The following is a 26,923-nucleotide window of genomic DNA, read 5'->3' on the forward strand; positions in this document are numbered from 1 at the left end:
CGACGACCGCCGAACAATCTGCGGGGTCGGACTCCGCGCATCTGTCCTGCCTGTGCCGACCCCGTCACACGATCATGCCGTCGCCGGCGGAAGCGGAAGGCTCTCACCCCGCGGTTCCGCGAGAGGCCTCGTCGCCGGGGTGCACACCGCTCGAGAGACGGACCGCTCGATCGGCCCCCGCCTAGGCTGATCGGTGTGAGCAACGCCGCCGCGGGACCAGCCGGGCCCGTCGGGCCGGCGGAAGTCCTGCGCACGCCGGCATTCGCGCTGTTCTGGAGCGCGACGACCCTCCGCGCCTTCGGCACGGCGATCGCCGGGGTCGCCTTCCAGGTCCTCATCGTCACGGTCATCCAGGCGACGCCGATGCAGATCAGCATCCTGAGCGCCCTGGGTGTCGTGCCGTACCTCTTCCTCGGGCTCATCATCGGCGCCCTCATGGACCGGTGGCGACGCCAGCCCACGCTGGTGCTGACGAGCGTCGGCCGGGCGGTGGTGCTCGCGACGATCCCCGTGCTCCTGCTCACCGACACGTTGACGTTCTGGTCGCTCGCGGTCGTCGTCCTGGCGCTGGGCGTCCTCACGCTGTTCGCCGATTCCGCGGCGCAACCGCTTCTGCCCCATCTGGTCGCCCGGCGGTCCCTCGTCATGGCGAACGCCCGCCTCGGGCAGAGTGCGACCGTCGCCGGCACAGCCGGCCCCGCCCTCGGCGGCGCGTTGCTCACCCTCGTGGGCGCGCCGGTGCTGTTCCTCGTCGAGGCGGGCCTGATCGCGGTCTCGGCGCTGCTGCAGTCGCGTATCCGCGTGACCGAGACGCGGGCCGAGCCCCGCCCGCTCGGTCGCCATCTCGGTCACGACATCGTCGAGGGAGTGCGGTACACCTACCGGCATCGCACGCTCCGCCCGCTCGCGCTCTCTGTGCACACGTGGTTTCTCGCGCACAGCATCGTGACGACGCTCTTCGGCGTCTTCACGCTGCGGGAGCTCGGCGTGCCCGAGTGGGCGTTCGGCCTGATCCTCGCCGTCGGCGGGGTCGGCGGCTTCCTCGGCGCGGTCGTCGCCCCCCGCATCGGCGCGCGCCTGGGGGCCGGACGTGCGATTCTCCTCGGGCGCACCCTCACCGTCGCACCCTGGCTGGCGCTGGCGCTCCTCCCCCTGACCGCGACGACGTCCCTCGCGCTTCTCCTGCCCTTGCTCGCCGCCGTGCAGTTCCTCTACGCCCTCTCGCAGGGGATCGAGGATGCCAATGAAATGGGCTATCGACAGGCCGTCGCCCCCGATTTCCTGCAGGGCCGGATGAACTCGACCATCCGCACCGCCAACCGCGTCATCTTCTTCTTCGGAGCGCTCTCCGCCGGCTTCCTCGTGACCCTCTTCGGCTATCCCGTCGCCCTCGGCGTGGCCGCGATCGTCTTCGCCGTCGCCGCCCTCGTCATCCTCTTCTCGCCCCTCCATCGGGCGCGACACGATGACGACCACGGCGTCCCGGGTGCTTCCGCCTAGCGCCTCGTGCTCTTTCGGCTTCGCATCTCGCTCGCATCCTGCAAGGCTGCGGGGATGCGAGGTTCAGTGTGGGGGCTGCTCACGGCGGCGATCGGAACGACCATCATCGTGCTGCTGATCATCGACGGCACCGCGTACGGTATCTGGATCGATGAGATCGGTCCATCCCTCGACATCGCCGAGCAAGCCGCTGCCCCCACGATCGTGCTCCCCGGACTGATCGGGCTCTTGGCGATCGCGCTCATCGTCGGGGGCCTGGCCGTCGGGCTGACCATTCCCCGCGGCCAGAGGGATGACAGGGCTCGCTGAGTCGAGTCACACCTCACGCCCGGCGACGACGAGCCGCCCTCACGGCAGCGGAGGGCGCACCTTCGCCGCGGCGAAGGCCCGAATCCGCTCCGCCGACGCCGCGGGTGCGGTGAAGTGCGCCAGGTGACGATGGCCCGGGATCACCGCCACCTCGCCGTCGGCCGCGCGCGCGGCCAGGAGCTCCGCCCAAGCCTGTCGCGCGATCGGGTCCGTTCCTCCCCGCACGACGAGCAGGGGCACGGTCAGCATCGCGACGCGGTCCTCGATCGGGTAGCTCAGCATGTGCCGGGCCTGACGGGCGTACCAGGCGGGTCCGCAGCGCGCGTAGTCGGTGACGACGATGCCGTTGAGGCGAGGCGGCTCGAGAGCCGAGTCGCGCGCCAGCAGCGCCGCCTGCGTCAACGGCCCGCGCCGTGCGCGATCGGTCACGGGCCCGAACGCGACGACCCCGCCGACGAGGTCGGGCCGCCGCACGCCCAGCTCCACCGCCCACTGCGCGCCCATCGAGTGCCCGACCACCACCGCGTCCCGCACGTCCAGCAGATCGAGCACGAGCCCGAGGGCCTCCGAGACGTCCCGGATGCCGGGATTGCGGCCCGGCTTGGGGAGTCCGGCGAAGCCGGGCAGGTCGATCGAGTGCACCTCGGCATCCGTCGCCAGCTGCGCGTGCAAGCGCGCGTGGTACCGGTGCGACATGCCGATGCCGTGGAGGAGGACGTAGATGGGAGCGTTCGCGCGCCGGGTCGAGAACGACCGGAGAGCGAGGTCGTTCACCGTGTGGAGCGTCGGAGTGGGCTGCGTCACATCGGTCACCGTAGGGCCGTTCGTCGCGACCTCGTCCGAGGGTTGCGCCGCGGCCCGGCTCACCCCTCGGGGCGCGCGGGCCGAGCGGTCACCGCGCTGAGGCGACGTGACGTTCGCGCGCGACGCGGATCGGCCGGCGCCACCATGGCGCCTCGCCGGCGGGGGCGCAGTGGTCGTCGTGCGTCGCGAGATGATGCGCCCACAAGGCCTCGGACACCTCCCGGAGGTCGACACCTGCTGCGACGACGCGCGCCTCCTCGTCGAACGCGCTCCACACGCCCTCGGGATCCCGACTGACGTACCCGAACAGTCGACGCGAGCACGCGCCCATCACGAAGTCGTCTTCGACGCGCTTCCACGTCGGATGCAGGTGGACACCGGTCAGCGAGAACATCGGCCGCTCCTTCGCGCGCCAGGATTCGGGGTGTCAGGGATTCTTGCACTCGGGAAACGCACAGGTAACCGATCCTGCGCATCCCGGTGGGTCGACTGCTCTTTGCGGCCGTGACCCTGGCACCACGGTCCGCCGGGAGGGGTACCGGCTGAGCTCATCCTCCTTCGTGCTCCCTCCCCAGCAGCAGCCTGTTCAGCCCCCACCCCGCCACAGTGACCAGGACGATCGCCCCCGCCATCGCGGCCAGTTGCGTCGGCTGGGTCAGGATGCCGAGACTCACGATCAGCGTCGTCGCCCCCGCGGGCGGGTGGGGCGTCTTCAGCAACGTCAGCACCACCGTGGTGGTCGCGACGGAGAGGGCTCCCGCGGCGAGGTAGCTCGCGGTGAGACCCCCGGACGGCACGGGCGGCTGCCCGTTCAGCCCGAGGGCGTAGAAGCACGCGGCTCCGACGACGAGCCCCACCCCGTGCCCTACGAGCGCGTTCCGCGGGCGTGACGACGGCGTCTCGGGGGACTCGAAGAACAGCATCACGGTGGGCCCGAGGCTCGGGAACAGCCACGGCTGCCGGGTGGCGAGCCCGACCGCGCCGGCGAGCGCGAGCGCAACCAGCGACAGCACCCCTGCATACAAGGCCGCACCGCTCGGTCGCTGCCGCAGCCGCGCGCCGACCCGCTCCATCATGACGCCACGAGCAGCGCCTGGGGAGCGGCCTGCTTCAGCCGCGTCGAGAGCCAGGCCTGCTGCGTCTTCGTCTGCGCCTCGCAGTCCTCGATGATCGCGAGCAGTTCTTCGTCGCGCAGAGCCAGGGCGGCCTGCTTCACCACCGTCCACGTCGTGTCGACGAAGGAGACGAGAGCATGCAGGTCCTGCAGGTCGCGCAGCAGCCCGAGGGGCCCGCCTCGACTCTCGTTCATCGCTTCCGCGTGAAAGCGCTCGGGTTCGGCATCCGGTTCCTCGCCGTACCGCTCGACGACCGGGGCGAGCCGGCGGACGTGCTCGTCGCACTGCTGCGCCAGCGTGTGCGAGAGGTGGAAGACGTCGGGTTCGTCGCCGTGGCCGTCGGCGAGCTGCCGGAACGACTGCGCGAGCACGTCCTCCCCCGCGTGCAGCAGCCCGAGGTACGATGCGAGGTTCACGATTCCTCCCCCGTCGCGATCTGCGGCGGCTCGACAGGCCGCAGCGACTCCTGGGCCTCCCCCTCGGGTCCGCCGACGGTGGCGGGCACGGAGGAGCTCGGACGGGATGCCGTCGTCGTCGGTGCCGGCGCCGGCGCCACCCCGTCCGCGACCTTGTGCACCTGCACCGCCGCGACCTTGAACAGAGGTTGCTTCGACACCGGGTCCCACTCGGTCATCGTGAGCTCGTTGGCCGCGGTCGGATGCCCACCGGGCCCCGATCGCCCCTCCTCCCAGTACCCGTAGTGGAACGGCGCGAAGACGCACCCCTCCCGCACGTCGCCGACACGGGCCGGCACGACGATCTCGCCGCGTGCTGAGGTCACCCGCACGAGGTCGCCTTCGTGGATGCCGCGCTCCGCGGCATCCGTCCGCGACAACTCGACCCACGCCGAGGGTGCCGCGCGCTGCAGCTGCCGCGTGCGCCCCGTCTTGGTCCGGGTGTGGAAGTGGTACGCCGTCCGCCCCGTCGAGTACTGGAGGGGGAAGTCCGCGCTCGGCGACTCGTGCGGCGGGTTGTAGGCCGCGGCTTTGAGGATCGCGCGGCCGTCCACGCGCATCGCCTTGTAGGTCACCGGTCCGATGGTCGCCCCGGTCAGCAAATCGTGCCCGTAGGTCTCGGCGCGGTCGAGGTCGGTGGGGAAGACGCCGTCGCCGTACAGGCGCACCGTCCCGTCGGGGTGCTCGTCGTTGCACGGCCAGGGCACGCCGCTGCCGCCGCGGAGCTTGTCGTAGCTGAGGCCGGTGTAGTCGCAGAGCCGCCCGCGGGTGCACTCCTGCCAGGCGCGGAAGCCGTCTTCGGGCCCGATCCAGTCGAGCAGCGGGGCGCCGTCGTCGCGGCGAAAGTCCATGCGCCGGGCGTAGTCGAGGAAGATGTCGAGGTCGCTGCGCGCCTCCCCCGGCGGCTCGACGGCCTTCTCCGACAGGTGCACCGTGCGGTTGACGTTGGTGAACGTCCCCTCCTTCTCGCCCCATCCCGCCGCCGGCAGCACGACGTCGGCGAGCATCGCCGTCTCGGTCAGGTAGAGGTCCTGCACGACGAGGAACAGCTCGGGCTTCGCGAGGATCCGCCGGATCCGCTCGGACTGCGGCATCGACACGGCAGGGTTCGTCGCCTGCACCCACAGGAACTCGATGCTCCCCTGTTCGGCGTACCGGAAAATCTGCATCGCGTGCGTCGGCGGCGACCAGTGCGGGATCCGGTCGACGTGCACGCCCCACAGCTCGGCGAGCTGGCTCACGTGCTCCGGGTTCTCCCAGTTGCGGAACCCCGGCAGGTCGCCGTCCGCGCCGGCCTCGCGCGCGTTCTGCGCGGTCGGTTGCCCGTTCATCTGCAGGATCCCGGCACCCGGTCGCCCGATCCTGCCGGTGAGCAGGTGCAGGTTGTTGACCTGGCACGCGGATGCCGTGGCATCCGACGCTTGATAGAACCCCTGCAGCACCGTCGAGAGCACGCGCGGCGAATGCGCGAAGATCCGGGCGGCTGCGCGCACGTCGTCGGCGTCGACGCCACAGGTCTCGGCGACGACCTCGGGCGTCCACGGCTCGACCGTGGTCTTCAGCTCGTCGAAGCCGACGGTGTGCGCGGTGATGTAGTCCTCATCGATCCAGCCGTTCGTGAGCAGTTCGCGGATCAGTCCGTTCATCAGTGCGAGGTTCGTGCCCGGTCGCACCGGAAGGTGCACGTCGGCGCGGCGGGCGACCTCGGTCAACCGCGGATCGACGCACACCACGCGCGGCGGGTTGGGGCCGGCGAGGCGGTCGAGCACGCGCGTCCACAGCACGGTCTGCGTCTCGGCCATGTTGTGTCCGAACAGGAAGATGGCGTCGCACTCGTCGATGTCGGCATAGCTACCGGGCTGGCCGTCGGAACCGAAGCTCTCCTTCATGGATGCCGCAGCCGTGGCCGTGCACAACCGGGTGTTGCCGTCCATGTGCGGGGTGCCGAGGCCCGCCTTGCCGATGATGCCGAGGGCGTAGTACTCCTCGAGGAACAGCTGCCCCGAGCTGTAGAAGCCGTGGGTCAGTGGGCCTTTCTCGTGCAGCAGATTCTGGCTGCGTTCGACGATCCGGGTCATCGCGGTGTCCCAGTCGGTCTCGACCAGTTCGCCGTCCACGCGAATCAGGGGTCGGGTGAGGCGGTCGGGACTCGTCATCCCCTGCCAACTGCCGAACAGTCCCTTCGGACCCAGGCGCCCGTGATTGACGATGTCCATCGGGCGACCGCGCACCCCCACCATCCGCCCGTCCTTCACGGCGATGTCGGTGCCGCACCCGTTGCTGCACAGCACGCACGCCGACTGCACCCACCGGTCGACGTCGTCCTCCGTGAGCCCGTCGGCGAGCTTCAGGTCGACGCGCACCGGCCACCGCTCCCCCTGCGCGAACGGCGTGCGCGTGCCCCAGATGTGTTCGATGCGATCGATCATGATCACGTCCTCCCGGTCGGCGGCGACGGTAGGACGGCTTCGGCGAACGACGCAGTGCCTCGACAGGGGGTGGAGGTAGTGCCAAGGTTCGCTCGCTCGGCGAAGCCGCTGCTGCTGGCAGACTCGGACACCGAGACCGTGCGCGCTGACGCGTCGTTCGGGGGAAGGATGGTCGGAGAGTGGAAATCGAACCCGGCATCTACGAACACTTCAAAGGTCAGCGGTATGAGGTCTTCGGCATCACCCGGCATTCCGAGACCGAGGAGATCTTCGTCTCCTACCGAAAGCTCTACGACGACTATTCGTACTGGGTGCGCCCGGTCGAGATGTTCACCGGGTCCGTCGAACGCGACGGCTATTCCGGTCCGCGATTCCGGCGCATGGCGTAACGCGTCTCGGCGATATCCCGTGCGAGAGTGACGACGTGAAACTGTATTCCGACTTCGCGGCGCAGCGGGTGCGTCAGGTGACGGTCGACGTCGTCGCCCTCGTTCTCATCGCGCTGAGCGTCGCGACGGGGATCACGGTCTTCTCCACCGTCAGCCGACTCGCGCAATTCGGGCGCGACATGCAGACCGCCGGCGCGGACTTCCGATCGTCGATGACCGATGTCGGCGCCCGGTTGAGCGGCGTCCCCCTCATCGGGTCGGGCATCAGCGCCCCCTTCGACACGGCCCGCTCCGCAGGCGACACCCTCGCCTCGGCCGGTCAGACGCAACAAGACCTCGTGCTGCAGGCGGCGACCGTGCTCGGGATCGGCGTCGCCGGCCTGCCGATCCTGATCGTGCTGCTCGTGTGGCTCTTTCCCCGCCTGCGCTTCGTCACGCGCGCGACGCGCACCCGCGCTCAGCTGCGCGCCGGTCTCGACTCCGACCTCCTCGCGCTCCGCGCCCTCACCCACCAGAAGGTGGCCGCCATCGCGAAGGTCGGCCCCGACGCCCTCGGCGCCTGGCGCCGCGGCGACCGCGAGGTCGTGCAGCGGCTCGCCGGAATGGAACTGAGGTCGGTCGGCATCCGCGTTCGGTGAAGGTGGACGCTCATCGCCCGCGGCGGGCGTTCGACGTCACCGGTAGATGGGCATTACACGACCTGATGAACCTGCCGCGGGCACTGTCGACCGTCACCGCCTCCGGCGTAGCATCGCCCGTACGCCGGAGTCCCTTCGCGGCATCCGGTCCCTCCGTCACAACGAGCACTCGGGAGAAGCAATGGACACGATGGCCATGATGAAGTCGATGGACATGGGCGAGATGACCATGGACATGGATGCCATGCAGGAATGCATGCAGTCCCTGAACGCGTGCGCGATGGCCGCGGCGATGTGCGCCGGCAGCGACATGATGCACGGCCCCGAGATGGCGACCTGTTGCGCCATGTGCTCGAACATGGTCGAGATGGCTCAGGCGACGATGCACATGATGATGCGTCCGGTCGGCATGAATATGGACGTGATGAGCGCCATGATGACCGCCTGCATGATCATGGGCAAGGCGTGCGCCGCCGAGTGCCGCGCCCACGGCGACATGGACGAGATGTGCCGCTACTGCGCCATGGCCTGCGACGACATGGTCATGAAGTGCGAGGCCATGATGGCGTCGATGAGCGCTTGAGTTCTGTTCTTTACTGCGGCCGCTGACGTTTCGTCGGCGGCCGCTCGGCTATGCGGCGCGCGCGGTCGTGATGATCGCGGACGCGCTGAGCAGCTCGGCGACCGGGTGGTACGCCACCGGCTCCCCCACCGCGATGTCGACGGCCGGGCCGATGATCCGCAGCCGCACCGTCGTGCCGTTCAGCGGCGCGATCGTCGCGGTCGAGCCGTCGGCTTCGGTGACGAGGCCGTCCCACCACGCAGACGGGTTCGAGGCCGCCATGCAGCGCTGGATCGGGTGGACTGTCGACGAGATCGTGCGGGACATGGCTTCACCTGCCTTCGAGGGGGTTGGTGAGATGAAGCTACGGGATGCCGTGCGGGTGGGTGATCTGAGGCGTAGTAGGGCGTAACACCACCGGTGTTGGTCGCTATGTGCTCGACCCTCCCCGTGCCTCGTCTGACGCCTGCGAGTCAGCCAGCGCGGGCTCCACAGCGTCGGCCAGCCGAGGTGCGCCGCTTCGCGTGAGCCGACCTAACAATTGACTCTCCCTAACCGGCGGTCGGCCCATCGCCCGCGCCTGGTCGGTCAGGACCTGCACCGGCAGATTCGAATGTCACTCACTACCGAGGCATCTCTCTCGGTCTACCCGCGTCTACCGCGTGGTTGATTGGCGCCGCGGTGATCACAGTCGGGGTGGTGGTATACCCGCGGGGTCGCTCTCGTCTCTCATCGAGGTGAGCAGCGCAGCACGACGCCTAGCGCGCTTTGCGACAGAACCGGGTGTACCTCAGCATCGGTGTTGGGCGCAGGCCAGCGAGTCCTCAACATGGATTTTCTGTGATTCCGCTATGGTCACCACATATTCGTCACTGTTGGGGGGACCAATGGAGTTTCACGAACGCATCGCCGCGCTCGCGACAAAGGTGAGCAATCAAGCCTCGGCGATCGGTACAGAGGAAGCGACGAAGAATGCCTTCGTCATGCCCTTCATCTCGACGATCCTCGGCTATGACGTATTCGACCCGCTTGAGGTCGTCCCCGAGTTCACCGCAGACGTCGGGATCAAGAAGGGCGAAAAGGTCGATTACGCGATCATGCGGGGCGGCGAGGTTCAGATCCTCATCGAGTGCAAAGCCTCCAACGGCGTGCCCAAAATCGAGCACGCGTCCCAGCTCTTCCGCTACTTCTCGACGACAAACGCCCGCATCGCAGCTCTCACTAACGGTGTTGTATGGCAGTTTTTCACCGACCTCGACGCACCGAACAAGATGGATGCCAAGCCGTTCCTGGTTCTGGATCTGCTCGACATCGACGACACGCTGATCCCCGAGGTCCAGAAGCTGAGCAAGGACAGCTTCGATCTCGAGTCGATCATCAGCGCAGCCGAGGAACTGAAGTACGTGGGTGCGCTCAAGCGCGAGATCGCCGGTCAATTCCGCGAGCCGAGCGACGAGTGGATCAAGTTCTTCACTCAGCGCGTGTACGAGGGCTCGTACACAGCGCGCGTCCGCGAACAGTTCACGGCGCTCGTCGGAAAGGCCTCCCGTCAGTTCCTCACCGAGAGCGTCAACGACCGGCTGAAGACCGCCTTGGGAGCTGGGGCTGGGATTGCCATCCCGACCACAGAGCCTGCCACTGTCTCAAGCGAGCCGGCCGCGCAGGACGATCTGAACCGCGACACCGAGATCGAGACGACGCTTGAGGAGCTCGAGGGCTACCAGATCGTAAAGGCCATCGCCTGCGGCGAAACCAAGCCCCAGCGAATCACCCATCGCGATGCGAAGAGCTACTTCGCCGTGCTCCTCGACGACAACAACCGCAAGCCCATCGCCCGGCTGCACTTCAACGGGCGCCAGAAATACCTCGGACTTCTCGACGAGCAGAAGGTCGAGACGCGGCACCCGATCGACGAGCTCGACGAGATCTACCAGTACGCGGATGCCATTCGCGGGGCGGTCGTTCGGTATCGATAGCGGTACGGCATCGAGCACGCCGACAAGCACACACCCGGCATATCTGATTAGGCGAAGCGTTCCCGGAGGTCACCACGATCATAGACACACCGGAGAACCGGCATTCTGTGAGGGAGAAGCTCAGTGAGCACAAGTCCACGCCCTAAGGCAGAGGCCGAATACGCTCTGCCGGACTTGGGATGGCCCCCTGCGCTTCTTCAGCCCGCGCGCCCACCGAAACTGCTCTTCCTAGATTTGAACCACTGGATCTAGAGACAACCTGGTTTCTGAGGTCCTTCGCCGGGACTTATTGGCGGGCGTCGGTGACCAAAGGCGCGCTCTGACACCGCACAAGAGCCCTTACGCCTCTCCTACCGGATGACCGCTCGCATGTAACGCCCACGTAAACTCCCCCTCTCCCAGCCCGCCCGCCGGGGTGAGCCAACCGTTACCTCCCCGCCCCCGCTAACGCCCTCCCGGGAAACCCCTCCTCCCTACGCTGACGGCACGCCCCGCCCATGCGAGGCGCTGCACCTCCCCCGCATCGCCCACCGGAGGCCCCCGTGACCGTCACCGACCCGCGCCCCGAAACCGCCACGCCGCCCGCAGCCGCAGCGCCCAAGGCCGAGAGCGCCGAGCTACAACACCGCCCCGGCCGCTGGATCGACAACTGGAACCCCGAGAACGCCACGCAGTGGGCGAAAGAGGGCAAGGCCATCGCCTCCCGCAACCTGCGGTGGTCGATCTTCGCCGAGTTCCTCGGCTTCGTCGTGTGGCAGCTGTGGTCGGTCGTCGTCGTGTCGCTGCCTGCGGCGGGATTCCAGCTGTCGACGGGTGAGATCTTCTGGCTCATCTCCATGCCGAGCCTCGTCGGTGCGACGCTGCGCATCCCCTACACGTTCATGGTTCCGCGCTTCGGCGGCCGCAACTGGACGATCGTCTCCGCCGCTCTTCTGCTCATCCCGAGCATCGGGCTCGCCATAGCGGTGTCGAACCCCGCGACGCCCTTCGGCCTCCTCCTCCTGATCGCCGCGTTCGCCGGCTTCGGCGGGGGCAACTTCGCCAGCTCGATGTCGAACATCACGTTCTTCTACCCTGCCGCGCAGAAGGGATACGCCCTCGGACTCAACGCCGCCGGCGGCAACCTCGGCGCCTCGGTCGCGCAGTTCGTCGTGCCCATCGTCATCACCGTCGGCGCCGCCGCCACCCTCAACCTGCCGCTCGCGGGCCTCATCTGGGTGCCGCTGATCCTCGTCGCGATGGTCGGCGCGTACCTCCGCATGGACAATCTCTCCGCCGCGAAGGCCGACATCACGGCATCCCTCGCCGCTCTCAAAGAGCCGCACATGTGGGTGCTCTCGCTGCTCTACATCGGCACCTTCGGCTCGTTCATCGGCTTCGCGGGCGTCTTCCCCAAACTCCTCGCCGACACGTTCCCCGACTTCAAGGGAATCGCCATCGGTACCGCGACCGTGACCCTCGCCTTCCTCGGCGCCCTCGTCGGCTCGCTCGCCCGCCCCTACGGGGGCAAGCTCGCCGACCGCTTCGGCGGAACCGTCATCACGATCGGCGCCTTCACGGTGATGGGGCTCGGCATCCTGAGTGTGATGCTCACCCTGCCGCTGCAGAACTTCGCGGTCTTCCTGCTGTGCTTCCTCGTGCTGTTCGCGGCGGCGGGCATCGGCAACGGCTCGACGTACCGCATGATCCCGACGATCTTCGCCCTCAAGGCCAACGGCGGCGTCGGCGCGCAGCGCAAGGCCGCCGCGGCCCTCGGCCTCATCTCGGCGATCGGCGCCTACGGCGGCTTCTTCATCCCGCAGCTGCTCGGCTTCTCGAAGACGACGTTCGGCTCGTACACCCCCGCCCTCGGCTGGTTCGCCCTCGCGTACGTCGCGTTCCTCGCCCTCACCGCGGGCGTCTACCTGCGGATGTCGAAGAAGACCGGAACGCGGATCTGACCCCATGAGCTCCGCCGACACCCACTGCCCCTACTGCGCACTGCAGTGCGCCATGACCGTCAGCCACGCGGGCGCCACGACGGTCACGGGCCGCGACTTCCCCACCAACCGGGGAGGGCTCTGCGCCAAGGGCTGGACGTCGGCGGAGCTTTTGGCATCCCCCCACCGACTCCGGATGCCACTGATGCGGCGCCCCGACGGGACCCTCGCCGAGACCACCTGGGATGAAGCACTGGATGCCGTGGCCGCGGCGTTCCGCGACACGAAAGCCATGCACGGCCCCGACGCGAACGCGATCTTCGGCGGCGGCGGTCTCACCAACGAGAAGGCGTACCAGCTCGGCAAGTTCGCTCGCGTCGCGCTCGGCACCTCCCGCATCGATTACAACGGCCGCTTCTGCATGTCGTCGGCGGCAGCGGCATCCAACCGCGCGTTCGGGATGGACCGGGGCCTGCCCTTCCCCGTCACCGACCTCGACGACGCCTCGACGATCCTGCTGCTCGGCTCGAACGTCGCCACGACCATGCCGCCCTTCCTCGCCCACCTCGCCGGGGCGCGCGCAGCCGGCGGGCTGATCGTCGTCGACCCGCGCCGCTCGGCCACCGCGCGCCTCACCGAAGACGGTGCCGGAACCCACCTGCAGCCCGCTCCCGGCACCGACCTTCCGCTGCTGCTCGGCCTCACGCACATCGTCATCACCGAGAACCTCCTCGACCGCGCGTATATAGAGGAGCGCACGACGGGGTTCGACGCGGTGCGGCGATCGGTCGGGGCATGGTGGCCGGAGCGGACGTCCTCGACCACCGGCATCCCCGTCGCTCAGCTCCGCGAGACCGCTCGCCGGCTCGCGGCGGGGCGCGCGTACATCCTCACCGGACGCGGCGTCGAACAGCACGTCGACGGCACCGCCACCGCGACCGCCGCGATCAACCTCGCCCTCGTCCTCGGCCTCGTCGGCCGCGAGGGCTCGGGTTACGGCACCCTCACCGGGCAGGGCAACGGCCAGGGCGGGCGCGAGCATGGCCAGAAGGCCGACCAACTGCCCGGATACCGCTCCATCCGCGACCCCGACGCCCGCCGCCACGTCGCCGGGGTGTGGGGCATCGACCCCGATGAGATCCCGGATGCCGGCATCCCGGCCACCGCCCTTCTCGCCGAACTCGGCGGGCCGGTGAAGACGCTGCTCGTCGCCGGGTCCAACGTCGTGGTGTCGGCGCCCGACGTGGATGCCGTGCATTCGCGGCTCGCCGCCCTCGACACCCTCATCGTCTCCGACTTCTTCCTCTCCGAGACCGCGGAGCTCGCCGACATCGTGCTGCCCGTGCTGCAGTGGGCCGAGGAGGAGGGCACGATGACCTCCCTCGAGGGTCGGGTGATCCGCCGTCGCCGAGCGCTCCCCGGACCCGACGGCGCCCGCAGCGAGCTGTGGATCCTGGCCGAGATCGCGCGGCGCCTGGGCGCGGCATCAACCTGGTCGACGGATCCGGCCGAGGTGTTCGACGAGCTCGCCCGAGCCTCGGAGGGCGGCGTCGCCGACTACTCGGGCCTCTCGCACGCTCTGCTCGACACCGGCGTCGAGGCGTACTGGCCGTACCGCGCCGAGGGCACCCCGCGTCCGTTCACTCAGCGCTTCGCCCACCCCGACGGCCGCGCGCGTCTCGTGGCGGTGGATGCCACTCCCCCGACGCCCACCGACCGCGGCGACGAGCTGACCCTCGTCACCGGCCGCTACCTGCAGCAGTACCAGTCGGGCACGCAGACCCGCCGCGTCGCCGAGCTGAACGGGGCCCGCCCCGAGGCGCGGCTCGAGATCCATCCCGCGACGGCCTCGCGGCTCGGCATCCGCGAGAATGCCCTCGTCGCCGTGTCGAACGAGCGGGGCGTGGTGCGGGCGCGGGCGACGGTGACGACCGACATCCGCCACGACACCGTCTTCCTGCCGTTCCACTACGCCGGCGACGAGTGCGCCAACCGGCTGACCGAGGCGCTCGTCGACCCGACGTCGGCCATGCCGGAGTTCAAGCGCACGCGGGTGCGCGTGGCTCCGGAGGCCACTGTGCCCGTGCCCGCGTTCCCGCGGGGGTCCGTGGCGGTCTCGGCGCATCCGGCCCCTGTTCGCATCGAGGAGGGAACCCATGTCTGAACGCGTGGTGCTGGTCGGCTACGGCCCCGTCGGAGCGCGGCTCGTCGAGGGTCTGCTGCCCGCCGTGCGCGAGGGGCGCATCGACCTGACGGTCGTCGGCACCGAGCCCCACGACGCGTACAACCGCGTCTTGATCGCCGAATATGCCGTCGGACGCATGGATCGCGCCGGGCTCGACCTCGGCGACCGTCGCGTCGCTGAACAGGCGGGAGCGCGGTTCCTCCTCGGGGTCGCGGTGGCCGGAGTCGACCGCACGCTCCGCTCGGTGCGGCTGGACGACGGAATCCGTCTGCCCTACGACCGACTCGTGCTGGCGACGGGCGCCCGCGCGAACGTGCCCACGCTCGCCGGGGTGCGACGCTCCGCGGCCCTCGACGGCGACCTTCCGCGCGGTGTCGTGGCGTTGCGCGACCTCGCCGACGCCGAGGTGGTGCGCGCTGCGGTCTCGGCCGGGAGGCGGATCGTCGTGCTCGGCGCGGGGGTGCTCGGCATGGAGCTCGCCCTCGCCGCGGCCGAGGCGGGCGCCGAAGTGACGGTGGCGTACCACTCCGCGGCGCCGATGAACCGCACGCTCGACGAGAACGGCGGGCGCGTCGTCGCCGCCGCCGCGGTGGCCGCGGGGGTCGAGATGAGGCACCACGCGCGGGCCGAGAGCATCGTGCACCGCTACGACGACCACGGGCAGGCGTGGTTCGACGGCCTGGTCTGCGCCGACGGGCGCGTGCTCGCGGGCGACCTGCTCGTGCTGTCGTGCGGGGTGGGTGCGCGCACCGAGATCGCCGCAAGGGCCGGACTCTCCGTGTCAGCCGGCGTGCTCGTCGACGGCTCCTCCCGCTCTTGGACCGACGAGAACGTCTTCGCCATCGGCGACTGCGCGCACGTCGCCGACCCCGCCGACGCGGCGCCCGACGGACGCGTCCCCGGCGGGCCGAGCGGACTGATCGGCCCCGGCTGGCGCCAGGCAGACCGCCTCGCGACGCTGCTCTCGTCTGGAGCCTCGGCGCCCGCACCGGCCGAGCGCCCGGGCGTCGTCATGCTCAAGGCCGAGGGCATCGACGTGGTCGCCGGCGGCGCCGTCGACGCCGACCCCTTCGCGCACGCTCCCGGATGCCATGGCCCGCAGGTCACGATCTGGGCCGACCCCGCGCGCGGTGCGTACGTCAAACTCATCACCGTCGACGGTGTCCTCACCGGCTTCGTCGCGGTCGGGATGCCGCGCACCGGCGCCGAACTCGCCCTGCTGTTCGAGCGGGGCTCGGAGCTGCCCGCCGATCGGTCGTCGCTCCTGCGACTCGACGCGCCCGACGCCGGTATGGCCGTGGTCGCCGACCCTTTCGCGGCCGATGCCACGGTGTGCTGGTGCAACGGCGTGAGCGCGGGCGCCATCCGCGACGCCGTGGCGACCGGCGAGTCGACGGTCGCCTGCGTCAAGGCCGCCACCCGCGCCGGCACCGGCTGCGGCGGCTGCGTGGGTCGGATCACCGAGCTGCTCGCGCGCGAGGCCGTGCCCGCCTAGCGCGCGCAGGCCTGCACCGCTCGTGAGGGGTCAGAATTTGTCGCCTGGCCGCTGCGCAAGCGACAGTTCTTGACCCCTCACGCGTGCTTCGCGGGCGCGGGCACGAGGAGGAAACGTCCGCTATGCGCACGGGCAGTACGCTGCACGCATGCCTCCGATCGAAAACCTCGTGGCCTTCGTGGCCGCGTCGGTCGTCATCATCGTCATCCCGGGTCCGAGCGTGCTCTTCGTCATCGGTCGCTCCATCGCGCTGGGCCGCCGCGCGGGAGTGCTCAGCGTCGTGGGCAACGCCCTCGGCACGGTCCCCGCGGTGCTCGCCGTCGCCTTCGGGGTCGGTGCCCTCGTGGCATCCTCGATCGTCGCCTTCACGGTGCTGAAGATCGTGGGCGCGATCTACCTCGTGTGGCTGGGGATCCAGGCCATCCGTCACCGCCACGCGCACGTCGCCGGCGCTTCCGCCGCACCCGCCTCGTCATGGACCCTGCTGCGCCAGGGCTTCATCGTGGGGATGACGAACCCCAAGACGATCGCGTTCTTCGTCGCCGTGCTGCCCCAGTTCGTCGATCCTCACGCGGGTGCCGTGTGGCTGCAGTTGCTGCTCCTGGGCCTGATCTTCCAGGTTCTCGCCCTCACCTGCGACAGCGCGTGGGCCGTCGCCGCCGGCACGGCGCGCGCATGGTTCGCGCGGTCGCCGAAGCGCATCTCGACGCTGTCGGCGACCGGCGGCGTCATGATGATCGGCCTCGGCGGCGCGCTCGCGCTCACCGGCGCGAAGAGCTGAGCGACGGGACGCCCGTCCGCGAACCGAAGCCCCGGAAGGTCCGACCGCGACGCTCGCACATGGCGATGGCAGGACACACTGTCCTCACCGCACGGAGGCACCCAGATCTGCGGATGCCGCGCCCTCGACCCGCGTGCCGTCGGGCGCGTAGCGCGAGCCGTCGACGGGGCTGTCCCACGTGCGCTCGGCGTCGTTCCACGTCAGCGGCGCCGGCGCGGTGACCGCGCGCGTGCGTCCGTCGATCGTGGAGACGGCGGCCGTGCGCAGTCCCTGGCGGGCCACGAGTCCGGCGCCCTCCGCGGGTCTCTTCGTCGGCGCGGGAACCGCCTCGGCGAGCGCCATCGCGGCCACCCGGGCACGCCGCGCGGCCTCGCCGATCCCTCGACCGAGATCGGCGGGCACGGTCAGGCGCGTGCCGATCGTCCGCATCCACTCGGGTCGTTCACTGCGCGAGACGCCGCGGATCTCCGCGGTCAGGCGCATCGCCGCCGCCGGGGCGTTGGTCATGCCCCACCCGGCGTATCCCGTGGCGAAACGCAGGCGGCCGAGACCGCGCGGCATCCCGCCCACGAACGGCACGAGGTTGTGCGACTGGTAGTCCTGCCCCGACCAGCGGGCGATCTCCGCGCCGACGGGGAGCGTCCGGCGTGCCCACGCGGCGAGCCCCTCGGCGAGCGCGACCTCCGACGATGCCGACCCGACCGGATGCCGTGCCCCGGTGACGATGAGCGCGGAACGCCCGAACGACGACGGGGCCGCCACGACGCTGCGCCCGTCGACGCCCACCTCGCTCCACATGCCGCCGGGGGCCTCGGCATCCCCCTCGAGCTCGAAGGCGATCGCCCACGAGCGCAGGGCCCGGGTCTTCAGGTCGTAGAGGCCGCGGCGGGTGATGGGCGTGCCGGTCGCGAGGACGACCGTGTCGCCGAAAAGCGGGCCGCGGTCTGTCTCGACGCGGCCGGTGGGCAGCGCATGCACGTCGGTCACGCGCACGCCGGTGTGCAGGGTCGCTCCGGCCTCCACCGCGGTGCGGGCGAGCGTCCGCGCGAGCAGCGCGGGGTCGAGGGCCAGCTGATCGTCGAGGGCGAGGGCGCGCACGGGAGTGCGGCCGCCGAGGTCGGCGGGGGCGTCTTCGCGCAGTGTGAGACCGGCGTCGCGGGCCGCGTCACGCACGGCGTCGAGGGCGGCGTCGGCGGCGATCCCCCGCCCGAAGGTGAAAGCGGTGCGACGGTCGGCGGCACCGCCGGCGCGGTCGGCGAGCCACTCCAGGCCCGCGCGGTTCGCGTCGACATAGGCGCGCACCAGGCTCGCCGGGTGGTGCCTCCGCAGCGACGCGAGGGTCGTCCCCTGCAGCAGGGATGCCATGCCGACGGAGGCGCCGGTGGCCCCCTGCCCCACCCCGCCCGCATCGACCAGCGCCACGTCGAGGCCGGCCTCGGCGAGCATGACGGCGGTGGACAGGCCGGTGAGGCCCGCGCCGACGATCACCACGTCATGCCGTGCGCCGGACTCGAACGGGGTGCCCTCGACGGGCGTCTGATCGCGGAGCCACAGGGGGGAGGTCATGCGGTCCATCCCATCGCGGGGGCCGAGGTCTCGGCATCCTCTTGCCCCCGGCGGCGGTTTCGGTTAGCCGCGGGTGGAGGATGCGCCGACACCGCCGGCGTGACAGCGCGGACGGATGGACCCGCTCACCTCGCTCGTCTTCGTCGTGGTCATGGCCGCCGTCGCCCTCTCCGCGGTCTACGGTGTCGTCCGAGAAGCCGTCCGCGACGAGCTCACCGCCCGCGGTCGGGAATCGCGCGATTCTCCGGCCTCCGACGCCTAGGCTCATCACGTGAGCGAGACCCCTGCCCCGCCGAGCCGGACGGCCGTGGTCGCCGCCGCCATCGACCTCTTCGTCGCGAACGGCTACGACCAGACCTCGGTCGAGCAGATCGCGCAGGCCGCGGGAGTGTCGCGCTCGACGTTCTTCCGGCAGTTCGGTGGGAAGGAAGACGTCGTCTTCGCCGACCACGAGGTGCTGCTCGCCGAGACGCGCGCCTATCTGTCGCAGCCGCACGACGACCCGTGGGCCGCGGTGTGCGAGGCGTCGGTGCGGGTGTTCCGCCACTTCGCGGCCGACCCCGAGCTCGCCCGCCGTCGCTATGTGATCGTGCGGGAGATCCCCGATCTGCGCGACCGCGAGATCGTCACGGTGTTCCGCTACGAACGCCTCTTCGACGAATACCTCCGCGAGGCCCTCCCCGGCCTCGACCCCCTGGATGCCGTCGGCTTCGCCGCCCTGGTCACGGCGGTGCACAACCACGTGCTGCGCCGGCTCATGCGGGGCGCCCGGGTGCCGGCATCCGTTCTGCGTCGCGCACTCGACGACGTGCTGCGTCGCTACGGCGTGCACGCCGACGGCGACGACGCGTCCGCCGACGACCTCATCGTGGCAGCGTTCCCGCGCCGCATGCCCGCCGCCGAGGTGACGCGCCGCCTGCGCGCCTCGCTCGGCGACTGACCCAAGGCCTCCCGCGCCGCGGCGCGGCACTGCCCGAGCCGCGGGTTTCTCCCTTGTCGAGTGTCCAAGACACGCCGTTCGCAGGGGCGCTACCCGGCGTGTCCTGGACACTCGTCGCTCTTCCCGAACCGCCGCTGCCCCCGGCATCCCCCCTGTTGAGTGTCCAGAACACGCCGTTCGCGGCGGCGCCATGCGGCGTGTCCTGGACACTCGAGGAGCGCGTCGGCGCGCACGCGGGGCGAGTGCGAGGGGTTGCCGTGAGAAACCCCCACGGCGTGACACCGAGTATCAGCATGAGCGATACTGGGAACCATGACCATCGACGCCGATGCCCGCGCCCTCCCCGGAGAGCGCGTCGCCCACTACGACCTGCTGGGCCGCCGCGACACCGACTACTACGCCGTCTTCGCCGACATCCCCGACGCCGACCGCGCCGCGTGGAATGCCGCGAAGACCTTCGCCGACGAGGTCGGCGAGCGCATGCAGGGCGAGTGGGATGCCGCCACCTACCCGATCGACCTCGTGCGGCGCATGGGCGAGCTCGAGTTGTTCACCGATGGCATCGAGCACCCCGACCTTCCGCGCACCTCTCCCCTGGCCGCGGGACTGGTCAACATGGAGATCTCGCGCCACGACGGGTCGCTCGCCACGGCCCTCGCCGTGCAGGGCGGCCTCGCGCTGCGCACGCTGGCGTTCTACGGATCGCGCGAGCAGCAGAAGCGCTGGCTCACCCCCCTCGCCGCCGGCACCGTCCTCGGCGCCTTCGCGCTCACGGAGCCCGACCACGGCTCGGATTCCGTCTCGCTCGAGACCACAGCCACCCGCACCCTCGACGGCTGGTCGCTGAGCGGCACGAAGAAGTGGATCGGCAACGGCGCCTCCGGCGGCATCACCTTCGTCTGGGCCCGCGTCGACGACGAGGGCGGCGACGACCACGGCAACGTGCGCTGCTTCCTCGTCGAGCAGGACACCCCGGGCTACACGGGCACCGTCATCACCGGGAAGGTGTCGCTGCGCGGCATCCATCAGGCCCACATCGCGATGGACGACGTGCGTCTTTCCGCGGATGCCGTGCTCCCGGGCACCCGCACCTTCAAGGACGCGTCGGTCGTGCTGTTCGCCACCCGCTCGGGCGTCGCGTGGTCGGCCCTGGGCCACGCGACAGCCTGCTACGAGATCGCGCGAACGTATGCCACCGAGCGCATGCAGTTCGGCAAGCCCCTCGCGAAGTTCCAGATGGTCCAGGAGCGCCTCGCGCAGATGCTCGACGAACTCACCGCGATGCAGCTGTACTGCCGGCGCCTCGCCGACCTCGAGACCTCCGGCGGCCTTCGACCCACCCAGGCCTCCCTCGCCAAGTACCACAACACGCGCGCGGCCCGCCGGGTGGCGTCGGTCGCGCGCGACCTGCTGGGCGGCAACGGCATCCTGCTCGAGAACGGCGTGATGCAGCACATGGCGGACATCGAGGCGATCCACACCTACGAGGGCACGGAGAGCGTGCAGGCCCTCCTTCTCGGCCGCGACATCACGGGCATGAGCGCCTTCGTCTGACCCCGGATGCCGAGACCCCGGCGCCGCGATCGCTCTCGGTCGTCCGCGCCGGGGTCTCACGGATCGCCGCCCTATCCGCCGGTCCCCACCCGCGCAAGCCGCGCGGACGATGTCGGGACCTCCCGCTAACGTCGTTGCATGGGCCTCTTCTCTCGCCATCCCGCGCCGCGTCGCGCGGTCGAAGCCGTCGCCGAGACCGTGCAGACGCCGCCGAAGAGCTTGTGGGCCGATGGGTTCGGGCGTCTCGCCGTACGCGCGGTGCAGATCATCATCGTCGTCGTGCTGGTCGCGGGTGTCATCTGGGGCATCCGTCAGGTGACGCTCGTCATCATCCCCCTGATCCTCGCGCTCATCTTCGCGTCGGCGTTCGGGCCGGTCACGATGTGGATGCGACGCAAGGGCGTCCCGGCGGTCCTCGCGACCCTGCTCACGCTGCTCGCCGTCGTCGTCGTACTCGCGGCCCTCGGGTGGCTCGTCGTCAACGCCGTGATCAACCAGTGGGACACCCTGAGCTCGCAGGCCGTCGAAGGATTCCAGAAAGCCCAGGACTGGTACCACACCCTGCCGTTCGCCATCTCGCCCGATCAGGTCGACCAGGCCGTCCAGGCGATCGGCGACTTCGTCACGAGCGCGCAGTTCGGCACCGGCGCCCTCGCGGGGGTCAGCGCCGTGGCCTCGTTCGTCACGGGCTTCGTGCTCATGGTCGTCATCCTGTTCTTCTTCCTCAAGGACGGCCCGCGCATGTGGGAGTTCGTCCTCCGCCCGTTCCACGGCAGCGACTACGAGCGCGCGCGTCGCATCGGCGACAAGACGGTCACCGTCCTCGGCTCGTACGTGCGCGGGACGGCGTCGGTCGCCGCCGTCGACGCCATCGGGATCGGCATCGGCCTGGCCGTCCTGGGTGTGCCGCTGGCGCTCCCCCTGGCCGTGCTCGTCTTCCTGCTCGCGTTCATCCCGATCGTCGGCGCCGTGACGGCCGGCATCCTGGCCGCACTCGTCGCTCTCGTCACCAACGGGTGGGTGATCGCCCTGGTGGTCGTCGGCATCGTGGTCGTGGTCAACCAGCTCGAGGGCAACTTCCTCCAGCCCGTCCTCATGGGCCGGTCGATGAAGCTGCACTCGTTCGTCGTGCTGGTCGTGCTCGCCGGCGGGACCGCGATCGGCGGCATCCTGGGCACCCTGCTGGCCGTGCCCCTCACGGCCGTCGTCTGGGGCATCATCACCGTCTGGAACGGCTCCGACAAGCCGGCCGAGTGGGCCCGCCGCAAGAAGCGCAAAGACCCCGTGCCGCTCGCGGGCGACGAGAGCTGACGACCGTGTCCTACGACATCCCCGCACCGATGCTGGCGAAGTCGGTGCCCGAGGTTCCCGACCACGCCAAGGTCGACGGGGGCTTCAGCTACGAACCGAAGTGGGACGGGTTCCGTGCGTTGGTCTCGTGGGACGGTACCGACGTCGAGATCGGCAGCCGGGGCGCAAAGCCTCTCACCCGGTACTTCCCGGAACTGGTGGAGGCGTTCGCGCGACTGCTCCCCGAGCCGTGCCTCATCGACGGCGAGGTCGTGGTGGCGCGCGGCGAACCGGGCACCCAACGGCTCGACTGGGAATCCCTCTCGCAGCGCATCCACCCCGCAGCATCCCGGGTGAACCTGCTCGCCGAGGAGACCCCGGCGATGTTCATCGCGTTCGACCTCCTCGCCCGCGGCGAGCGCGACCTGCAGAACGAGCCGTTCTCCGAGCGCCGAAGGCAGCTCGTCGATCTGCTCGGTGACGTGCCGCACCCGGTGCACGTCACCCGCACCACCGACGATCCCGACCTCGCGCGCCGGTGGCTGGCCGAGTTCGAGGGCGCCGGTCTCGACGGTGTGATCGCCAAGCCTCTCGCGCAGCCCTACGCGCCGAACAAGCGCACGATGTTCAAGATCAAGCACGCGCGCACGGCCGACGTCGTGCTGATCGGCTACCGCATCCACAAGTCCGGCGAGGGCGTCGGCTCCCTACTGCTGGGGCTCTACGACGACGACGGTCGACTTCACGGCGTCGGGGGTGCGTCGGCTTTCACCGACAAGCGCCGCCGCGAGCTGATCGACGAGCTCGAGCCGTACGTCGAGCGCGACGACGAGGGCGCCGCCGTCACCGGCGAGACCGACCGCTCGCGCTTCTCGGCGTCCAAAGACGTCTCGTTCGTGCGGCTGCGTCCCGAGCGCGTTCTCGAGGTGCGCTACGACCAGCTCGAGGGCATGCGCTTCCGGCACACGGTGCAGTTCGATCGGTGGCGCCCCGACCGCGACGCCGGCTCGTGCACCTTCGCGCAGCTCGACACCGTGAGCTCGTACGACCTGGGCGACGTTCTGGACTGAATCGCAGCGAGCGCGGGCGCGGTGCGGGCCGCTCTGGACTGACTCGCAACGAGCCCGGGCGCGGTGCGGGCCGCTCCGTCGTGCACGAGCGGCACCTCGGGCCCGACCGGTCGCGCGCCGCTCGTTCCTGCGCACCGCCCCGCCACCAGAACAGGGGATGCTGCGAGAACAGGACGATCAGGTCGCCCGCGTCCTGTTCTCGACGTATCCCCTGTCCTCGCGACGTCGGAGGCCGCTCAGCGCACCTCCGCGGCATCCGCCTGCCGGGCGATCAGCACGACACCGGCTGCGGCGACAGCGAACATCGCCGCGAGGATCGCCCACCCGGCGGTGCCGAGGTCGATCGCCGTCATCGTCACGACGGCGGGGGCGATCATCGCCCCGACCGCATAGCCCGTGCCGTAGACGCCCTGGTAGCTCCCCATGCGCTCCTGCGGCGCGAGGTCGAAGCTCAAGCTCCACCCCGCGGCGCTCGAGGTGATCTCGGCGAGCGAGTGGGCGACGGCCGCGGCGAGCAGCACGACGATCACCGCCGCCGCGGGCCCCCATCCCTCACCGCCGATCCATCCCGCCCCGGCCCACAGGGCGCACGCGGCGACCATGAGCCACCCGGCGCGGGTCATCGCCCGCCCGGCTCCCGAGAACGTCCCGGTCCCGCGACTCATCCGCACCTGCAGCAGCACCACGACCACCGTGTTGACCAGAAGCAGCGGACTGACCACGACGTCGGCGGCGATCGTGTGCGCGACGACCCACAGGGGGACGCCGATCTCGAACACCCCGAACTGGATGCCGAACACCCCCATGAGTGCGGTCAGCCAGAGGAAGCGCGGGTCGCGGTAGGGGCTCCGCACGGCGGCGACCGGAGCGGAGGCCGGGGTCTCGGCATCCGGGTCCTCCCGCCGGACGTCGACGCGCCGCGGGTCGAGACCGGCCACGAGCACGGCGGAGAGCAGGAAGAGCGAGCCCGCGATCGTCATCGTGAGGTGGAACGCGAACGGCGTACCGAGCGCGAGGGGGACGGCGGCGACCGCGGTGCCGACTCCGATGCCGACGTTCGTCACGGTGCGCATCGTCGCGCGGATGCGCACCCGGTCCTCACCGCGGAACGCCCGCCCGACGACGGAGGAGCGCACGCTCCCCCCTCCCTGCTGCGCGAGCAGCACGAGCGAGGCGACGATCACGAGCGTCGGAAGATCGCGGACGAAGAGGTAGCCGATGAGCGCCGCCCCCTGCACGACGTGCAGGACGATGAGCATCTTCCGCGCGCTGACGCGGTCGGAGAGGTGACCGAAGGTCAGTGAGCTCGCGACGCCCACCGCCCCGGCGATCGTGAGGCCGATACCGACCGTGACGGGCTCGAGCCCCACGATGAGGGTCAGGTACAGCGTCGTCAGCGTGAAGAACGCGCCGCGGCCGAGCGTGTCGACGAGGGTGACGGTGAGCAGGCGGCGCAGTGTGCGATCCGTCTGCACGAGGGTTCTCAGGGGGACGGTCGGGATCGTGCTGGTCACCATCTCATTGAGGCAGGCGTCGCCGGCGCGTTCAATCGATGTAGCGTGAGGCTTCATGATCCGGTACGAGTTGGACGCCGCCGATATCTCGGCGATCCGGTTCGGCGTCTCACCGCTGTCGGAGCTCGGGCTGGGGCTGCGCGCCCTCTCCCAACCCGACGGCTTCCCCCTTCAGCAGCCGTGGCTGGAGCGCATCGCGTCGGTGCGCCCCCTGCTCGACCTCGAGGTGCTCCTCGGGCTCGTCAACGACCGCAAATGGACGGCGGACTTCGTGAACCCCCGCCCGTCGTCGCCGCTGACCTCGCTCGACGACGAGCTGGTCGCGCTCGGACGCATCCCCCGGGCGCGCTTCGTCGCCGACCTCGAGCGCCTCCATGGCGAGGTCCCACCGGTGTTCCGCGGGCGACACGACCTGGTCGTCGCTCGTCTGCAACGCGCTCTCGCCACCGCGTGGGACCTCTGCTTCGCCCCGCACTGGCCGCGCATGAGCGCCGTCCTGCGGGCCGACATCGCCTACCGCGGGCGGATCGCCGCGCAGTCGGGTCTGGGCGCCGTGCTCAACGGACTCTCAGATGCCGCCCGCTACGACGGCCGCCACCTCGACGTGCGGCTGTGGAACCCCGACATGCGCCGTCGGCCCGTGCTCGGCGACGGCCTCACCCTCGTGCCTTCGATGTTCACCGTCCGCGTCTCGACCCCCATCGACGACGATCTCCCGCCGACGGTCATGTATCCGGCGCGCGGGCAGGGCGCGATGTGGTCGCGCAGCACGCAGCCCGAACCCGACGCCGTCTCCGACCTGCTCGGACGCACCCGCTCGACCCTTCTCGCGGCGCTGGGTGAGCCGGCATCCTCGACCGATCTCGCCCTGGGGCTCGGTGTCTCGACCTCCGCGGTCAACCAGCACCTGCGCGTGATGGAACGCGCCGGGCTGCTCAACCGCGCCCGGTACGGCCGGGCGGTGCTGTACTACCGCAGCGCAGCGGGCGACGCGCTGGCGGCCGGCGTCTGAGGCGCGGGCGACGGCGGCAGGCGCTTCGGTGTCGGTCATGCCGACGGTCGACGGCACCCGCGCGGAGCGCTTCCGTGCCGGGCGACGCACGATGACCGGAGGCACGCGCGGCGCGCGCTTCGGTGCCCGGTGACGGGAGGCGCACGGCGACGCGCCGGCCGCGCGGCCGCGCCGCCATCGGCATCCGCCCCACGGGTCGGCACTCGCGGAAACAGGCGATCAGTCGAGAACCGGACGCCGATCTCTCTCGCCGTCCTGTCCCGGAACGATCTCCTGTTCTCCGCCCTCGTCCGCGCTGCGCCGCGTCACTCCGCCGGCGACTTCGCCCGTGACGGCTGCACGCGCGGTGGCTCGCCGGGCATCTTGGGGAACTCGGGCGGGAACGGCAGTTCGCCGAGCCCGTTCTCGAGATCGCGCTGCCACCACTCCAGCAACGTGTCGATGCGTCCGGGCTTCTCGGCGAAGCCCTCCCACGGATCCCCGACGGATGCCAACCGCTCCGGCACCGAGCGCACCGTGAACGCGAGCGGGTCGAGGCCGTCGAGCTCGTCCCAGGCCACCGGGGTGGACACCGTGGCGGTGGGCAGGGCCCGCGGGGAGTACGCGCCGGCCATGGTGCGGTCGCGATTCGCCTGATTGAAGTCCACGAAGATGCGCTCGCCCCGCTCCTCCTTCCACCAGCTGGTGGTCACGGCATCCGGCATCCGACGTTCCAGTTCGCGTGCGGCGGCGATGACGGCGTGCCGCACGTCGAGGAACTCGTGCGTGGGCTCGATCGGGCAGAACACGTGCAGGCCCCGGTTGCCGCTCGTCTTGATCCAGGGCTCGAGGCCCGCCTCGCGTAGCACCACCCGCAGCTCCTGCGCCGCCGTGACGGCCTCGGCGATGCCGGTGCCGGGCTGCGGGTCGAGGTCGATGCGCAGTTCGACGGGATGGTCGGGGTCGGTCGCGAGCGAGGCCCAAGGGTGGAACACGATCGTGTTCATCTGCGCCGCCCACACCGCCGAGGCGATCTCGCCGAGGAAGAGCTGCGGATGCCGCCGCCCGCTGTTGTAGGTGACCGTCACGGCCTCGACGAACGCCGGCGCCCCCTTCGGCGGGTTCTTCGAGAAGAAGGCCTCGCCGCCCACACCCTCGGGAAAGCGTTCGAGCGACACGGGCCGGTGTCCGTTCGCCGCGATGAAGGGGCCGCCCACCGCGATGAGATACTCGGCCAGCTCGCGTTTGGTGATCCCGACCTCGGGCCAGAGCACCCGGTCAGGGTTCGAGATGCCGACCTCGCGGTCGCCGTCGGGGCCCGGGACGGTCAGCGTGATGCGAGGGGATGCCATGTGCCGACGCTAGTGCGCGGGCCCGCGCCGTGTCTGCCCCGTTGCGCGACGGCGGTCGCACCGTGCGCCGCGGGGCGCCGAATGTGGCC

At 70.5% G+C, this 26,923-nt stretch carries 26 protein-coding genes; 16 read left to right on the forward strand and 10 right to left on the reverse strand.

Features of this window, described 5'->3' with window-relative positions; translation table 11 throughout:
* The first annotated feature begins 195 nt into the window (after positions 1–195).
* Together RWH45_RS03185 and RWH45_RS03190 are read left to right on the forward strand one after the other, a co-directional pair.
* Positions 196–1,500: an MFS transporter gene (locus RWH45_RS03185; RefSeq protein WP_315993470.1), complete on the forward strand. Its 1,305-nt coding sequence runs from the start codon at positions 196–198 to the stop codon at positions 1,498–1,500.
* A 54-nt stretch (positions 1,501–1,554) separates the two neighbouring features.
* A complete protein-coding gene (locus tag RWH45_RS03190) occupies positions 1,555–1,809 on the forward strand; it encodes a hypothetical protein (RefSeq protein WP_315993471.1) in 255 nt (84 codons plus the stop codon).
* A 39-nt stretch (positions 1,810–1,848) separates the two neighbouring features.
* Here the strand turns inward: RWH45_RS03190 and RWH45_RS03195 are convergent, their stop codons facing one another.
* The 5 genes from RWH45_RS03195 to RWH45_RS03215 form a co-directional block, all read right to left on the reverse strand.
* Positions 1,849–2,613, reverse strand: coding sequence for an alpha/beta fold hydrolase (locus RWH45_RS03195; RefSeq protein WP_315993472.1), 765 nt, complete (start codon positions 2,611–2,613; stop codon positions 1,849–1,851).
* An 88-nt stretch (positions 2,614–2,701) separates the two neighbouring features.
* Positions 2,702–3,007, reverse strand: a complete 306-nt coding sequence (locus RWH45_RS03200) for a hypothetical protein (protein ID WP_315993473.1) — start codon at positions 3,005–3,007, stop codon at positions 2,702–2,704.
* Positions 3,008–3,161: 154 nt separating this feature from the next.
* Positions 3,162–3,689 (reverse strand): HPP family protein, encoded by a 528-nt coding sequence (locus tag RWH45_RS03205; protein ID WP_437127319.1) that lies wholly within the window; start codon positions 3,687–3,689, stop codon positions 3,162–3,164.
* A complete protein-coding gene (locus RWH45_RS03210) occupies positions 3,686–4,144 on the reverse strand; it encodes a hypothetical protein (protein WP_315993475.1) in 459 nt (152 codons plus the stop codon). Before RWH45_RS03210 ends, RWH45_RS03205 begins: the two co-directional genes overlap by 4 nt.
* Positions 4,141–6,612: a molybdopterin oxidoreductase family protein gene (locus RWH45_RS03215; protein ID WP_315993476.1), complete on the reverse strand. Its 2,472-nt coding sequence runs from the start codon at positions 6,610–6,612 to the stop codon at positions 4,141–4,143. The genes RWH45_RS03210 and RWH45_RS03215 overlap by 4 nt, the downstream gene beginning before the upstream one ends.
* Before the next feature lie 179 nt (positions 6,613–6,791).
* Here RWH45_RS03215 and RWH45_RS03220 point away from each other — a divergent pair, with 179 nt between their 5' ends.
* From RWH45_RS03220 to RWH45_RS03230, 3 genes are all read left to right on the forward strand, one after another.
* Positions 6,792–7,001, forward strand: coding sequence for a DUF1653 domain-containing protein (locus RWH45_RS03220; protein WP_315993477.1), 210 nt, complete (start codon positions 6,792–6,794; stop codon positions 6,999–7,001).
* Positions 7,002–7,036: 35 nt separating this feature from the next.
* Positions 7,037–7,639, forward strand: a complete 603-nt coding sequence (locus RWH45_RS03225) for a hypothetical protein (protein ID WP_315993478.1) — start codon at positions 7,037–7,039, stop codon at positions 7,637–7,639.
* 181 nt (positions 7,640–7,820) lie between these two features.
* The gene (locus RWH45_RS03230; RefSeq protein ID WP_315993479.1) at positions 7,821–8,222 is read left to right on the forward strand and encodes a four-helix bundle copper-binding protein; all 402 of its coding nucleotides are present in this window, start codon (positions 7,821–7,823) and stop codon (positions 8,220–8,222) included.
* A 48-nt stretch (positions 8,223–8,270) separates the two neighbouring features.
* Here the strand turns inward: RWH45_RS03230 and RWH45_RS03235 are convergent, their stop codons facing one another.
* The gene (locus RWH45_RS03235; protein ID WP_315993480.1) at positions 8,271–8,528 is read right to left on the reverse strand and encodes a nuclease; all 258 of its coding nucleotides are present in this window, start codon (positions 8,526–8,528) and stop codon (positions 8,271–8,273) included.
* Between the two features lie 103 nt (positions 8,529–8,631).
* Positions 8,632–8,802 carry a VapC50 family PIN domain-containing toxin gene (locus tag RWH45_RS16275; RefSeq protein WP_496196595.1) on the reverse strand — a complete coding sequence of 57 codons (171 nt, stop codon included), beginning with the start codon at positions 8,800–8,802 and terminating at the stop codon, positions 8,632–8,634.
* Between the two features lie 286 nt (positions 8,803–9,088).
* Here RWH45_RS16275 and RWH45_RS03240 point away from each other — a divergent pair, with 286 nt between their 5' ends.
* The 5 genes from RWH45_RS03240 to RWH45_RS03260 all read left to right on the forward strand — a co-directional run bounded on the left by RWH45_RS03240 (position 9,089) and on the right by RWH45_RS03260 (position 16,557).
* Positions 9,089–10,177 (forward strand): type I restriction endonuclease, encoded by a 1,089-nt coding sequence (locus RWH45_RS03240; RefSeq protein ID WP_315993481.1) that lies wholly within the window; start codon positions 9,089–9,091, stop codon positions 10,175–10,177.
* Positions 10,178–10,719: 542 nt separating this feature from the next.
* Positions 10,720–12,117, forward strand: a complete 1,398-nt coding sequence (locus RWH45_RS03245) for an MFS transporter (protein WP_315993482.1) — start codon at positions 10,720–10,722, stop codon at positions 12,115–12,117.
* Positions 12,118–12,121: 4 nt separating this feature from the next.
* On the forward strand, positions 12,122–14,260 hold the full coding sequence (locus RWH45_RS03250; protein WP_315993483.1) for a molybdopterin oxidoreductase family protein: 2,139 nt from the start codon (positions 12,122–12,124) through the stop codon (positions 14,258–14,260).
* A complete protein-coding gene (locus RWH45_RS03255; RefSeq protein WP_315993484.1) occupies positions 14,253–15,776 on the forward strand; it encodes an FAD-dependent oxidoreductase in 1,524 nt (507 codons plus the stop codon). Before RWH45_RS03250 ends, RWH45_RS03255 begins: the two co-directional genes overlap by 8 nt.
* A gap of 148 nt (positions 15,777–15,924) precedes the next feature.
* Positions 15,925–16,557: a LysE family translocator gene (locus RWH45_RS03260; RefSeq protein WP_315993485.1), complete on the forward strand. Its 633-nt coding sequence runs from the start codon at positions 15,925–15,927 to the stop codon at positions 16,555–16,557.
* Positions 16,558–16,641: 84 nt separating this feature from the next.
* Here RWH45_RS03260 and RWH45_RS03265 read toward each other — a convergent pair whose 3' ends face one another.
* The gene (locus RWH45_RS03265; protein ID WP_315993486.1) at positions 16,642–18,123 is read right to left on the reverse strand and encodes an FAD-dependent oxidoreductase; all 1,482 of its coding nucleotides are present in this window, start codon (positions 18,121–18,123) and stop codon (positions 16,642–16,644) included.
* A 115-nt stretch (positions 18,124–18,238) separates the two neighbouring features.
* Here RWH45_RS03265 and RWH45_RS03270 point away from each other — a divergent pair, with 115 nt between their 5' ends.
* From RWH45_RS03270 to RWH45_RS03290, 5 genes are all read left to right on the forward strand, one after another.
* Positions 18,239–18,385, forward strand: a complete 147-nt coding sequence (locus tag RWH45_RS03270) for a hypothetical protein (protein WP_315993487.1) — start codon at positions 18,239–18,241, stop codon at positions 18,383–18,385.
* 9 nt (positions 18,386–18,394) lie between these two features.
* Positions 18,395–19,063 carry a TetR/AcrR family transcriptional regulator gene (locus RWH45_RS03275; RefSeq protein WP_315993488.1) on the forward strand — a complete coding sequence of 223 codons (669 nt, stop codon included), beginning with the start codon at positions 18,395–18,397 and terminating at the stop codon, positions 19,061–19,063.
* A 312-nt stretch (positions 19,064–19,375) separates the two neighbouring features.
* A complete protein-coding gene (locus RWH45_RS03280; protein WP_315993489.1) occupies positions 19,376–20,617 on the forward strand; it encodes an acyl-CoA dehydrogenase family protein in 1,242 nt (413 codons plus the stop codon).
* Between the two features lie 138 nt (positions 20,618–20,755).
* On the forward strand, positions 20,756–21,928 hold the full coding sequence (locus RWH45_RS03285; RefSeq protein WP_315993490.1) for an AI-2E family transporter: 1,173 nt from the start codon (positions 20,756–20,758) through the stop codon (positions 21,926–21,928).
* 5 nt (positions 21,929–21,933) lie between these two features.
* On the forward strand, positions 21,934–22,977 hold the full coding sequence (locus RWH45_RS03290; protein WP_315993491.1) for an ATP-dependent DNA ligase: 1,044 nt from the start codon (positions 21,934–21,936) through the stop codon (positions 22,975–22,977).
* 236 nt (positions 22,978–23,213) lie between these two features.
* Here RWH45_RS03290 and RWH45_RS03295 read toward each other — a convergent pair whose 3' ends face one another.
* Positions 23,214–24,491 (reverse strand): MFS transporter, encoded by a 1,278-nt coding sequence (locus RWH45_RS03295; protein WP_315993492.1) that lies wholly within the window; start codon positions 24,489–24,491, stop codon positions 23,214–23,216.
* 55 nt (positions 24,492–24,546) lie between these two features.
* On the opposite strand from RWH45_RS03295, the gene RWH45_RS03300 reads away from it, so the two are divergent.
* Positions 24,547–25,503, forward strand: coding sequence for an ArsR/SmtB family transcription factor (locus RWH45_RS03300; RefSeq protein WP_315993493.1), 957 nt, complete (start codon positions 24,547–24,549; stop codon positions 25,501–25,503).
* A gap of 305 nt (positions 25,504–25,808) precedes the next feature.
* Here the strand turns inward: RWH45_RS03300 and ligD are convergent, their stop codons facing one another.
* Entirely contained in the window at positions 25,809–26,834 is a 1,026-nt protein-coding gene (gene ligD / locus RWH45_RS03305; RefSeq protein ID WP_315993494.1) for a non-homologous end-joining DNA ligase, read from the reverse strand.
* Between the last annotated feature and the right edge of the window lie 89 nt (positions 26,835–26,923).

This window comes from Microbacterium galbum, assembly GCF_032464915.1.
GTDB lineage: Bacteria > Actinomycetota > Actinomycetes > Actinomycetales > Microbacteriaceae > Microbacterium > Microbacterium galbum.

What these genes read in the sequence shown, in the direction of transcription:
- RWH45_RS03190 (WP_315993471.1), top strand. Translation starts at nt 1,555, where the DNA reads ATGCGAGGTTCAGTGTGGGGGCTGCTCACGGCGGCGATCGGAACGACC.
- RWH45_RS03285 (WP_315993490.1), top strand. Translation starts at nt 20,756, where the DNA reads ATGGGCCTCTTCTCTCGCCATCCCGCGCCGCGTCGCGCGGTCGAAGCC.
- RWH45_RS03235 (WP_315993480.1), bottom strand. Translation starts at nt 8,528, where the DNA reads ATGTCCCGCACGATCTCGTCGACAGTCCACCCGATCCAGCGCTGCATG.
- RWH45_RS03270 (WP_315993487.1), top strand. Translation starts at nt 18,239, where the DNA reads ATGGACCCGCTCACCTCGCTCGTCTTCGTCGTGGTCATGGCCGCCGTC.
- RWH45_RS03200 (WP_315993473.1), bottom strand. Translation starts at nt 3,007, where the DNA reads ATGTTCTCGCTGACCGGTGTCCACCTGCATCCGACGTGGAAGCGCGTC.
- RWH45_RS03250 (WP_315993483.1), top strand. Translation starts at nt 12,122, where the DNA reads ATGAGCTCCGCCGACACCCACTGCCCCTACTGCGCACTGCAGTGCGCC.
- RWH45_RS03205 (WP_437127319.1), bottom strand. Translation starts at nt 3,689, where the DNA reads ATGATGGAGCGGGTCGGCGCGCGGCTGCGGCAGCGACCGAGCGGTGCG.
- RWH45_RS03300 (WP_315993493.1), top strand. Translation starts at nt 24,547, where the DNA reads ATGATCCGGTACGAGTTGGACGCCGCCGATATCTCGGCGATCCGGTTC.
- RWH45_RS03215 (WP_315993476.1), bottom strand. Translation starts at nt 6,612, where the DNA reads ATGATCGATCGCATCGAACACATCTGGGGCACGCGCACGCCGTTCGCG.
- RWH45_RS03255 (WP_315993484.1), top strand. Translation starts at nt 14,253, where the DNA reads ATGTCTGAACGCGTGGTGCTGGTCGGCTACGGCCCCGTCGGAGCGCGG.
- RWH45_RS03240 (WP_315993481.1), top strand. Translation starts at nt 9,089, where the DNA reads ATGGAGTTTCACGAACGCATCGCCGCGCTCGCGACAAAGGTGAGCAAT.
- RWH45_RS03230 (WP_315993479.1), top strand. Translation starts at nt 7,821, where the DNA reads ATGGACACGATGGCCATGATGAAGTCGATGGACATGGGCGAGATGACC.
- ligD (WP_315993494.1), bottom strand. Translation starts at nt 26,834, where the DNA reads ATGGCATCCCCTCGCATCACGCTGACCGTCCCGGGCCCCGACGGCGAC.
- RWH45_RS03265 (WP_315993486.1), bottom strand. Translation starts at nt 18,123, where the DNA reads ATGACCTCCCCCCTGTGGCTCCGCGATCAGACGCCCGTCGAGGGCACC.
- RWH45_RS03260 (WP_315993485.1), top strand. Translation starts at nt 15,925, where the DNA reads ATGCCTCCGATCGAAAACCTCGTGGCCTTCGTGGCCGCGTCGGTCGTC.
- RWH45_RS03280 (WP_315993489.1), top strand. Translation starts at nt 19,376, where the DNA reads ATGACCATCGACGCCGATGCCCGCGCCCTCCCCGGAGAGCGCGTCGCC.